Source organism: Microbacterium sp. Z11_20 (assembly GCF_057197605.1).
In genome coordinates, this window is sequence record NZ_JBXVOQ010000002.1 from 624,537 (window position 1) to 634,341 (window position 9,805).

The window sequence follows — 9,805 nt, forward strand, 5'->3', positions numbered from 1 at the left end:
ACGAAAGGCAGCTCGAACCCATGAATCTCGCAGAAGCACTCGACCCGCTCAGGGCAGCTGCATTCCGAGTATGGCGCGCGACTGTCGCTGCAATTCCAGGTGGTCGCATCGAAGCCTTTGGGCATGATGGCAATCGGATTGACGCGATCTTCGTGATCAATCTGGATCGCCAACCAAATCGATGGCGACGTATTGCCCGGGAGCTTCAACGCTTCAGGACGTCCGACGGTGACAACCTCATGTCAATGGTGCGCCGCGTTGCCGCGATTGACGCGCGAGATGGCCGCGCGGTCGCGGCGACGGCGGACGTTGACCCCGTGTACCAGATAGGTGATCAGCTGTTCGTCCAACCCGATGAGCGACTCGCGCATTCATTCCCAGCCGATGAGCCGGTTCGCATGTCTCGACAGGAGGTCGCCGTCGCGAGATCACACATCGAGGTTTGGAAGGCAATCGCGACCGGCCCTGATTCGCTGGTGCTGATCCTGGAAGATGACGCTTGGTTCAAGCCCAGGGCGCGCGCCTCTATCGACGGAATCTGGCGCGAGGTACGCAATCGCTCGACTGCCGTCGGGAACCCGGACATAGTGTTCCTGTCGTACGAGGATGCCGGAGGAACTGCGTCGAGGCAGGACGAGCGCGGCGGCCTATTTCGACCAGTCCGCGGTCTTTGGCATCTGTCCGGGTACGTGCTCACGCAAGCGGGTGCGGCGAAGCTACTGCGTTCGATGCCGGTTAAGGGTCCCGTCGACCTTTGGATGAACTACCAGTTTGCTGAGCTTGACGCGCTTGCGATGACTTCGCCGGCAATAGCTCAGAGACTCGACGGAAAATCCGACAACTCATACTCAGTGATGCCCTACTTGGCACGAGCAGGCGTCGTCGACGGAGGCCACGCAATCAAGCAGGCAGGCGTGATGGGTTCTGAACGGGTCCTCGCCTGGACTCGTCGTGGCGACCACGAGAGCCTCGCAATGGCGCTCTCGATGCTGGGTCTGAGAGTCCGTGTATTCGACTCAGACGAGGAGCCATTGTCACCGGCCGCGCTACTGGGTGAGCTACAACTCTTTGACGCCCTCGTGGACCCTCCATTGCTGCCGCCAACACTGGCCTCTGCCATAGCCACGCACGAAACGAGGTTCATCCTAGAGAACTCTGATGTGGAGCCGGCTACGACACTGCGCACGCGCGTCGCTCCTTCCCGGGTCGCAGTAGTGGATGCCACGAGTTCTGCGGAGAGGACCTGGCAGGCACTGTGCGAGTTCCTGAAGATCGCCACCCCCGTTGAGGCCTTCCCTCTCGGCGCGCCACCCTCCTTTCGGCTCTTTCGCCGCAAAGAATCGTCCCCTCCTGTGGCGGATGGTGAGGTGTCGCGCAAGGCGGTTCCGATGGATAACTCCCCGTGGGTATTGCCACCCTCCGCGCGCTGGCGACCGACTGAACCGACCACATGTCCCACCGGTTACGGCGACACAGTCATCGTGACCTCGTCCATGACCAGCGCATCTGAGTCGTTCCCGAGCGTGACGGAGACTTTTCCAGGCAATCTGGCTTCGTTCTCACCTGACCGCCTCTCATTCAGCCACGAGGGCGTCCGCGTTGTTCTCGACGAAGGAGCGGGCCATGGTCGCCGGCTAGTGTCTGGGGCGTTCGCGTCATCTCAGTCCTTCACGCACGGCTGGTTCCGGGCGGAAATCCGCGCGGCGTCTGGACCAGGCCTAATCACAGGGTTTTTTCTGCACCGCGCTTCCCCGCGTCAGGAGATTGACATCGAGATTGTTGGGACTGATCCGACCCGCATGCTGACCAACGTCTTTTACAACCCAGGTGGAGTGGGGACGGCCATGGAATACGGTTACCGCGGTGCGCCACACTGGATCGACCTTGGCTTCGATGCCACCCAGGACTTCCACGAATATGCCATCGGGTGGACCACCGACCGGATTGTTTGGCTGGTCGACGGTCGGCCCGTTCATGAACGGGCGAGCTGGGAGCCGACACCCATCCCCCACCTCGCGATGCGGCTCCACGCGAACCTTTGGGCTCCTCGGTCTTTGGAGCTCGCGGGGCGGATCAACACCCAGGTTCTGCCAGCCTCCGCCATGTTCCGGAATGTCGTCGTAACGACGATGATGAGGGAATCGCGCCGGATCGATGAGGACCAAGAGCTCACTGAGCAACGCTCCGAAGTCGCTGACATCGTCTGAGTTCCGACCGCGCACGCGCTTAGTCTGCTCCGAGCTGGTCTCATCGGCCCCAGCACGCGTCGTCGCCGCATAGTTGACGTTCGCCCCTAAGCACTCGCCGCCGCCGGTGCCCGGGCGCACGGAAGACCCACGGAAGCCGGTCGCTGATCGAGGGGCAAGCACTCTGTACGGTGTCAGGCATGGAGCAGATGCCGCAGTCCCCGCCGGAGCGGCGCGTCATTCGTATGTTCCCTGACTACGGCCGGCGATACCCGCTCTGGGAGAACTCGACACTGACTTGGGATGTCGGGTACACGACCACCCCGGAGATGTACGGGTTGTCACGTGAGCTGGCCGAGGATCTCGAGGGATGGCAATCGTTCTTCGAGACGCACGCGGACCCTTTTGAAGGGTGGGACAGCGAGCACAACCTGCAGAAGTGGTTGCGCGATGGCGAGTGGCTCGCGCGACGCCTCCAGGAAGAAGTCCAGGTGTTCGCCTACGTACAGCCGGAGTTCGGCGGTCATCGCACGTAGCCCGGTCCTCAGTCGGGCTTCGCAGCCTCTCTTGTAAGCTCATCTGCCCACGTCGCGAAGTCGACGAGCGACAACTCACCCGTGCGCCATTCACGAACCTTCCGCGGGAGCGCGCGGAGAATTGATTCTCGCTCGCGCAGGTCAACTGTGTCCCAAGCAGTCTTAAAGACTTCGCGCACGACATCCATCGCCTCTATGTCCTTCCCACGAGCGCGGAGCCGGACTACCTCAAGCGACGCGATGAGCGGGGCCATCGATGACTTCGTGTGGTGGGCGCTGATTGCGGCTCGGAGTATTTCGAGTTGCCGGCCGACATCCTCTAAGAATTTGGCTAGTGCGTCTTCGAACCGAAGCTCGTACTCGCGTGCCCGTCGCCCCTCCTCGTCGCGGACCCGTGCCGCCTCGGACTCGGAGGCGATTCTCCGCGCAGTACGGGATGACCTGAACGCCTCGAAGGCGACCCATACCGAGGCCGCGGCGGCCAATGCAGTCGCTGCGAACATCCACCAGTCCGCCTGCGTGCCAAGCGGCAATGCCCCGACAGGGACCGGTGATGGTGAGGGCGACACGTGCGGCACTCTATCGGCAAGCGTCGATTCGTCGGTCGATTGCACTCCGACGGCTTTCCATAGCGATAGACCGCGTCCGCATGCCGGTCCTCGATTAAGCGTGGCTGGAGCGTCTCCATTGTGCGGCCGGCTGTGGAGCAGACCCCTCGCATCCCCCGCGCGCAGATCTGCCCGATTGAGCTCCGCCAACTGCAACGCTGCCGAAGCCCGCGACTGCTGATGCCGAGACCTCACGTCTGCCGTCGTCACGTCCGTCAGAGATCGAGGAAGTCGCCCAGCCAGGTGCGGGCTGCAGCGAGACAGTCGTTCGACACTTCGCCGGCCAGCCCCGTGAGTCTGTCGCGTGACAACGTTCGGGGTTGCTCCGTCATGACCCACGATGGCCCGTCCAGCCCGCTCGGCCCCCTCCACACGAACGTGGTTCGGCCATCCGCGGTCGGTGGTCGTAATCGGCAACACAATGACGAGCGTCGTCACAGCATCCAAGTGGCCGGCGGGCGCAACGACCAGCACCGGGCGATGACCACCTTGCTCTCTGCCGAGGACAGGCTCGAGTGCCGCCCAGGCCACGACTCCCGGGGCAAGGTCGGCGGCCGTCACGAAGCGTCGGCGAGTTCGGTGCGCTCCCAGTCTTCAGTCTCCGCAGCGTGCGACCTTGCAGCGTCGTTATTCGACGCATCGATCGCGGACTTCAGCGTGTGCAGACGCCATCGTCTGTCCTCGGCATCTGCGAGATGTACGAGGTGCGCACCGAGGGTAAGCCCGTCGCGGGCGGCTTGCTCCTTGAGTCGGTCGCGAAGCTCGGCGCTGACCTTGACGGTCGTGGTCATACCCCGGAGAATACCCGCGAGCGAGCGCACATTCCCGAGCGCACGATTACAGCGAGAGCCCGCCACGCGAGGGAGACGCGCTCGGTGCGGTCCGAGGGGCCGAAGTCTCCCGCTCTCGCGCGGCGCGCCGCACCTCGGCGTGCGCGGCGCGCATCGCGTCCTGGATCGTGAGCTCGGTCGTCCCGCGCATCATCGTGGCTCCGACCTGTGCAATCGCGTCCTCGTCGGTCCGCGCGACCGTGATCGCGACGTTCTGGTGACGCCCTCGGGTCAGTCCGACGTACAGCCCGGCTGCGTCGACATCCGGTCCCACCACGGCCGCATCCGTCGTCTCGCCCTGGATGCCGTGCACCGTTGACGCGTACGCCAGCTGCACGTGTTCGAGCGCGTATTCACGAGTCACGGCCCGGATCTCGCCGCTGTCGCTCGCAGACGCGAGCGTGATGAAGTCGTCGCGTATCCCGCGCACCACCCACTGCGCACGGTTCTCGACTCCGGTGCGCGGGTCGTTGCGACGCGTCTGCACGGTGTCGCCGACGAGGATGCGCTGCTCGCCCATTCCGAGCGCAAGCACGGTGGCATCGAGCTCGCCGTCGTCGATACGGCGCTGCTGGATCGCGTCGTTGATCGAATCCGCTTCGCTGTTCGTGCCCGAGATCAGCGCGACCCGCTTCCCGCGTGCGTGCCAATCGAAGTACGCCGCGACCATCGCTTCGCGCGCTTCTTCCGTGCTCCGCGCCCGTTGCACGTGCCCGCGCTCGAGCAGCTCTCCTCCAACGGTGAGCGCGTCTTCCCGGTCACGTGGATTGCGTAGGCGAAGCGTGAGCGCGGCGTACTCGGGTCGCTGAACCGGTGCACCGTGTCGAGTTCGACGGTGCTGTCGCGAAGCGCACTGCGGATGCCATCGCTCCCGCGTGCCCGACCGGAAGCGCCTGGTACGGATCGCCCACCATCGCCACGCCCACCTGCCGTCGGAGTGGGGCCGAGCCGCGCCGAATCGATATCGATGCCGTGCGTCGGACGGGGTTACGGTCTTAGTGGAGCGAATCGCGATGCGAGCCGCGCCGAGCCGGATATTCTGGCGAGACAGCTCGTAGAGGAGAACGGCGCACCTCAACGAGTGAGGGCAGACGCGATGTACTCGCGGAGAGCCGGATCGCAAACATAGATGTACGTGCCGCGTATGCCACGTGTGAGAAGCACTCCGTAGATGTTGCGGATGAACTCGAGCAGGTCGTCGTCGGAGTAAACGATGCCGCGCTGCTTGTTGTTCTCCTTGCCCTTCGTATCGCGGTACGCGTCACGGTCGATGAAGAGACGACGCGACGCGGGGTCGTAGCGAAGGTCGTTGCCGATGATGACGCCCGCGTAGTTGAGGTCGTACCCCTGCACGGTGTGGATCGAGCCGACCTCGTGAATCGAGCTGGGGCTATTGATCCAGTCCTTCGCTTTGCTGTTCCAGCGCAGCTGCAATCCATCCAACTCAATGTCGAATGCCGCCTTGTTGCGTCGGCTTTTCCACTCCCATGAATACCCGGCGACTACACGCGCAAGTCCGTGCTCGGTGTTACGATCCGTGATCGCGCCCTGCATTTGAGCGAGGTTGTCGAACAAACGGAGGTCGTAGTCGCCGAGGTCCGGTCGGCTCCTCGAGCTCGACTCTCCGCGGAGCATCGCACGTACGAACTCCACGTAGTCCGCTCCGGCTCGCACCCGCATCTGCGTTGACAACGGGTACCGGCGGCCCGCCGAGCGGGCGTCCTCGACAAGCGAGCGCAGTATTTTCTGCGGGAGGTCCGCTGGCCGCACCGTCTGCTGCGCGTCCAGCAAATAGATCTGGTGTGAGCTCTGGGCTCGAATCCAGTCCAGCTGGGTCTTCGAGAGATCGTCGGCGCCAAACAGCGTGCCGTTTATCGTGCCGAATCTCTTGTTATTCACGCCAGACGATTGACTGGCACGTTGATTCAACCGGTGGGTCTCGTCAATGATCAGCACATCCCAGGGCGTGCTCGACAGGCCGACGTCGAACGGCGTGAGAATCTGATCCTCGGACACCTTGGGCGTCTTCCTGAATACGCGCTTGATCGATTCCCTTAGCGATTGCTGCGGGACAACCAATCCGATGCGAAGGTTCTTCAGCAGATCCCGATTCTCCGGGACAAAGAAGTCAGCGAACATCGAATCCGGCTCGACTTCGTCGGCATCGTCATAGTCCCGAATGTCGGCGAGAAGCTTCATGAGGAAGATTGCGACGATCGTCTTCCCGGTCCCCGGGTGACCCTCGATCACACTCGTTGAAGGGGCTCCGCTCACGAGGTCTTCGAGCAGGCCCTCAACAATGTCCTCAACGGCGATCGCCTGCTCCGACGTGAGCACCTTGAACGGGGAGAGCTTAAACAGGTCGCTGTTTTCGATCTCCGGGATGCTGCGCTGGAAGACCCCCTCCGATCGAAGCCTCTCGAAAATGTCCCGAAAGCTCTCTCGGTAGACGTCGCGCTCGTAGTAGCGAGCGTCGATGATGCCCTCATTGCCGTTCATCACCGCGAACTGCCCGTCGCCAGCGAGCCATCGGATCAGGTGCGACTCCAGATCGAGGCATGCTGACTTGTTGAAGGTCTCATCGATGACCACTCGGACTCTGCGGAAGGCGCCCTTGGCGGGGTTGCCCAGATGCTGACGTATTCGCGAGGCGGCGTTCACAGTCTCACCTACGTATACGGACGGAGTGCCCGGGGAATCGGCACCATCAAGGACATAGACGACGGGCCAGTTTCTGCGCCGTTCGTCACCGGCAGCCCACGACGTGACACCCGGCGAAGTGAAGTCGAGGCGCTCAATCTCAAAGGGCGTCATACTTCGTGTTCCGCCCCTTCGCCCTCTCGACGGGGTACTTTGCGCGCGTGCTCTCCAGCTTGGCCATCACGATCTGGTCGAGGTCGCCGCCTAAACGGTCCGCGAGGAGGATGCAGTACGTGACAACATCGGCGAGTTCCTCCGCCACCCGGGCCGCGTCGGCATCCGGGCCCCACTGGAAGCACTCGAGGAGTTCGCCCGCTTCGATTGCCACGCTCTTGGCGAGATTCTCGGCGGTGTGGAACTGTCCCCAGTCGCGCTCATCTCGCATCGACAGAACTGCTTTCCGTGTTTGCTCACTGACCACGTTGTGAACGTATCAGCCGTCGCGAGATGGGCTTGCTGCAACCGCTTATTGCTCGCATGCCCATCCGTCTCCGTTCCGATCGAGATCGTAGGGGTCTCCTCCAACCACGCGCGCGACGCCATCGAAGTAGGCGGGCCCGTCACCAGTACCCCAAGCGCAGTCGACGTCGCTGGCGACAGGTACGCACGCGTCGGCATAGTTCGAATCGCAGTTGGATGCAGGGGGCGGGGGCGGCGGCGGCGGCGGCGGCGCGTCGTACGTCCCAAGGATGGTGACTTCGCTCACCGGCGCCACGGTCACCACGTCCGACTTGAGCTCTCGGGCGGTCTCAACACCGTCCACGAGCGTGACCACATAAGTGAGGGTGCGCTGGCCATCTTGGCCGCTCACCGAGATGCTCGTCTGCCCGCGTGGCACGGTCGCGTCCTCGACGGTGGCCCGCTCGAAGGCAATCACCTCCGAGACGATCTCCTCGCGGGTTGTCGTCACCGGGGTAGGAGTCGGTGTCGATGTTCGTTTTGGTGCTGGTGTCGCGGTCGGGTCTCCCGTGTCGGCAAACCGTGCCGGCTGTACCGCAGCGTTGTTCTCCGCCGCTCTGGGTAGTATCGCCGCCGACACGCTACCGGTGACAAGAAGAACTACCGCCGCGCCAGCGGTTACGCCGATTGCGGCGCGACGAGATCTAAACCGCAGCCATGTCCGTGACCCCCTGCTCAGGCCGATGATCCCAGTGATGAGCACGACGAGTGCGAGTGGCGCAACAACGGGTGCGAGAAGGAGCACGGGTATGAGCAACAGCAATCCGATGGCCACCCATGCCCACACGGGAAGTCGTCGCCTCGTAGTTGGGGAGCCCGCAGCGGGCAGCGCCTCCTCCCAGACCTTCCCCTTCCGTGACACTCCGGATGTCCATTGGTTGCCGTCCCACCACCGGGACTTGCTCTTGTCGGTCGGGTCTGGAAACCACCCGGGCTGCATATTCGACATTGATCCCCCTAGGCCCCCAGGGTGAAGGACCTAGCCGGACATTACCGTGCAGTGGACGATTGCCCAACGGTGAATCGTCCACGCGGTACCCGAACCGCTCCACTAGGACAAAGCTCTGGGGTCCGGGCCGACGCAAAGGAGCTAAGCAGGCCACCCCCAAGGGACGGGCACCACGCTAACTCGAGCCCACGAGCCGGCGGTGGCCAAGGTCAAGCTGTTGAGTCCTCGAACACGTCGGATCCAAACGCGCGAAGGAAGTACGCCGAAAGCGCCCGCGCGGCAGCCCGGTCAAATTGGTAAGTCTGGGTGATGTGCCGCTTTGTGCTGGACTCCGCAAGTCCGGATCCAAAGCTGGCGAGCTGTACCAGCACTCCGCCCTCGCCGTCGTCAACGAGCTGAGCCGCGCAAACTACGGTCGTCGGATGAGGTTTCGAGTCGAGGTCGCCGTCCTCGATCAGTTCAATCCGCGCCATTGTCGTCCTTTCCTACATAGGTGGAAGAGCTGAATGTTTGGCCCGTCAGAATGCACCCGCGCCCGGCTCGAGCACGCGAACAGATTTACGGGCGGCCGCCAACGCGAGCACGTCCTCGAATAGGTCGCGGCGCAATTCTCCGAGCAGTATGGCGTATTGAGGCGGAGAAGCCGCGCTCATCTCTAGGTAGCGATTGCATGCCCGCGTCATATCCGCGAGTGGAGCTTGTCGCGAGTCAGTTTGACGCACACGATCACGGGTACGACGAATCTCGTCGCGGATACTCAAGACGCTCGCATTCGCTCTAGTGAAGTCTGCGCGGATTGCGGCGTCAGGTATCAACGGCTCCGACCCCGCCGCGAGTGCTCGGCGACGATGCAGCTCGTTAATCAGCGACTGGAGAGCGCGCTTCTCTTCGAGTCGCAGTCTGAGCAGATAGGTGATCAGTGCGATGAGTACGGTTATCGTCGCCCCGATCAATGCAACGAGCACGTCCGGCCAGAAGCTTTGCCACATCGCTCAAGCATCGCAGCCGGTCGGAGACTTCCACGGCAATGCGTGATTTCGACGTCACTTTGCGCCAAGCTCGTCGGCGATTCCGGGACTGTCGGGCATTCGGCACCGACACGCGCCTTCAGGAATGAACACTGGCGGCCGACGAGACGGTGGTGTAGTCGGCCCGCCGACTACACCACGCTTCGGCAATCGCCCATCCAGCGATCGGGCGTTGCCGGGGTGACGGGCAAGGCGCGGGCCAGAACTGAAGTTCTGTGGTGTGCCCGAGAGAACATGGTCGGGAAAAGCGACGGTGCCCCTGGAGGGACTCGAACCCCCAACCGTTTCCTTAGGACGGAACTGCTCTTCCATTGAGCTACAGAGGCTGGCTTGGTCAGTCTACCGAGCGGGGGCCCGGACGCTTCGACAAGCTCAGCGACCGGGGGAGGGTTAGCGACCGGCTCTCGGCGCAGCGACCGGGGGAGGGCTAGCTGTTGCTGGCCAGAAGGTTGTTGACGTTCTGACACGAGCGACCGGAAGGCGCTCAGTTCGCGGACGGTATCTGGAGG

At 63.1% G+C, this 9,805-nt stretch carries 10 protein-coding genes, 1 tRNA gene and 2 pseudogenes; 2 read left to right on the forward strand and 11 right to left on the reverse strand.

Going from position 1 to position 9,805, the window contains the following annotated elements:
• Window positions 1-20: 20 nt before the first annotated feature.
• Window positions 21-2,207: a family 16 glycosylhydrolase gene (locus tag AC2DFQ_RS08050; protein WP_484533528.1), complete on the forward strand. Its 2,187-nt coding sequence runs from the start codon at window positions 21-23 to the stop codon at window positions 2,205-2,207.
• Window positions 2,208-2,386: 179 nt separating this feature from the next.
• Window positions 2,387-2,722 carry a hypothetical protein gene (locus AC2DFQ_RS08055; protein ID WP_484533529.1) on the forward strand — a complete coding sequence of 112 codons (336 nt, stop codon included), beginning with the start codon at window positions 2,387-2,389 and terminating at the stop codon, window positions 2,720-2,722.
• 8 nt (window positions 2,723-2,730) lie between these two features.
• Here the strand turns inward: AC2DFQ_RS08055 and AC2DFQ_RS08060 are convergent, their stop codons facing one another.
• The 11 genes and pseudogenes from AC2DFQ_RS08060 to AC2DFQ_RS08110 form a co-directional block, all read right to left on the reverse strand.
• Complete coding sequence (locus tag AC2DFQ_RS08060) at window positions 2,731-3,291, reverse strand: hypothetical protein (RefSeq protein ID WP_484533530.1); 561 nt, start codon at window positions 3,289-3,291, stop codon at window positions 2,731-2,733.
• 254 nt (window positions 3,292-3,545) lie between these two features.
• A pseudogene (locus AC2DFQ_RS08065) lies at window positions 3,546-3,891 on the reverse strand (type II toxin-antitoxin system PemK/MazF family toxin).
• A complete protein-coding gene (locus AC2DFQ_RS08070) occupies window positions 3,888-4,121 on the reverse strand; it encodes a hypothetical protein (protein ID WP_484533531.1) in 234 nt (77 codons plus the stop codon). Before AC2DFQ_RS08070 ends, AC2DFQ_RS08065 begins: the two are co-directional and overlap by 4 nt.
• A 46-nt stretch (window positions 4,122-4,167) precedes the next feature.
• The gene (locus AC2DFQ_RS08075) at window positions 4,168-4,869 is read right to left on the reverse strand and encodes a hypothetical protein (RefSeq protein WP_484533532.1); all 702 of its coding nucleotides are present in this window, start codon (window positions 4,867-4,869) and stop codon (window positions 4,168-4,170) included.
• A gap of 365 nt (window positions 4,870-5,234) precedes the next feature.
• Window positions 5,235-6,974 (reverse strand): DNA/RNA helicase domain-containing protein, encoded by a 1,740-nt coding sequence (locus tag AC2DFQ_RS08080; protein WP_484533533.1) that lies wholly within the window; start codon window positions 6,972-6,974, stop codon window positions 5,235-5,237.
• Entirely contained in the window at window positions 6,961-7,245 is a 285-nt protein-coding gene (locus AC2DFQ_RS08085; protein WP_484533534.1) for a nucleotide pyrophosphohydrolase, read from the reverse strand. The genes AC2DFQ_RS08080 and AC2DFQ_RS08085 overlap by 14 nt, the downstream gene beginning before the upstream one ends.
• 81 nt (window positions 7,246-7,326) lie before the next feature.
• Window positions 7,327-8,094, reverse strand: a complete 768-nt coding sequence (locus tag AC2DFQ_RS08090) for a G5 domain-containing protein (RefSeq protein ID WP_484533545.1) — start codon at window positions 8,092-8,094, stop codon at window positions 7,327-7,329.
• Between the two features lie 87 nt (window positions 8,095-8,181).
• A pseudogene (locus tag AC2DFQ_RS08095) lies at window positions 8,182-8,268 on the reverse strand (DUF2510 domain-containing protein); the annotation flags it as partial.
• Between the two features lie 209 nt (window positions 8,269-8,477).
• Window positions 8,478-8,741: a hypothetical protein gene (locus AC2DFQ_RS08100; RefSeq protein WP_484533535.1), complete on the reverse strand. Its 264-nt coding sequence runs from the start codon at window positions 8,739-8,741 to the stop codon at window positions 8,478-8,480.
• A gap of 45 nt (window positions 8,742-8,786) precedes the next feature.
• Window positions 8,787-9,257 (reverse strand): hypothetical protein, encoded by a 471-nt coding sequence (locus tag AC2DFQ_RS08105; protein ID WP_484533536.1) that lies wholly within the window; start codon window positions 9,255-9,257, stop codon window positions 8,787-8,789.
• 293 nt (window positions 9,258-9,550) lie between these two features.
• Window positions 9,551-9,622 (reverse strand) — tRNA-Arg (locus AC2DFQ_RS08110).
• Between the last annotated feature and the right edge of the window lie 183 nt (window positions 9,623-9,805).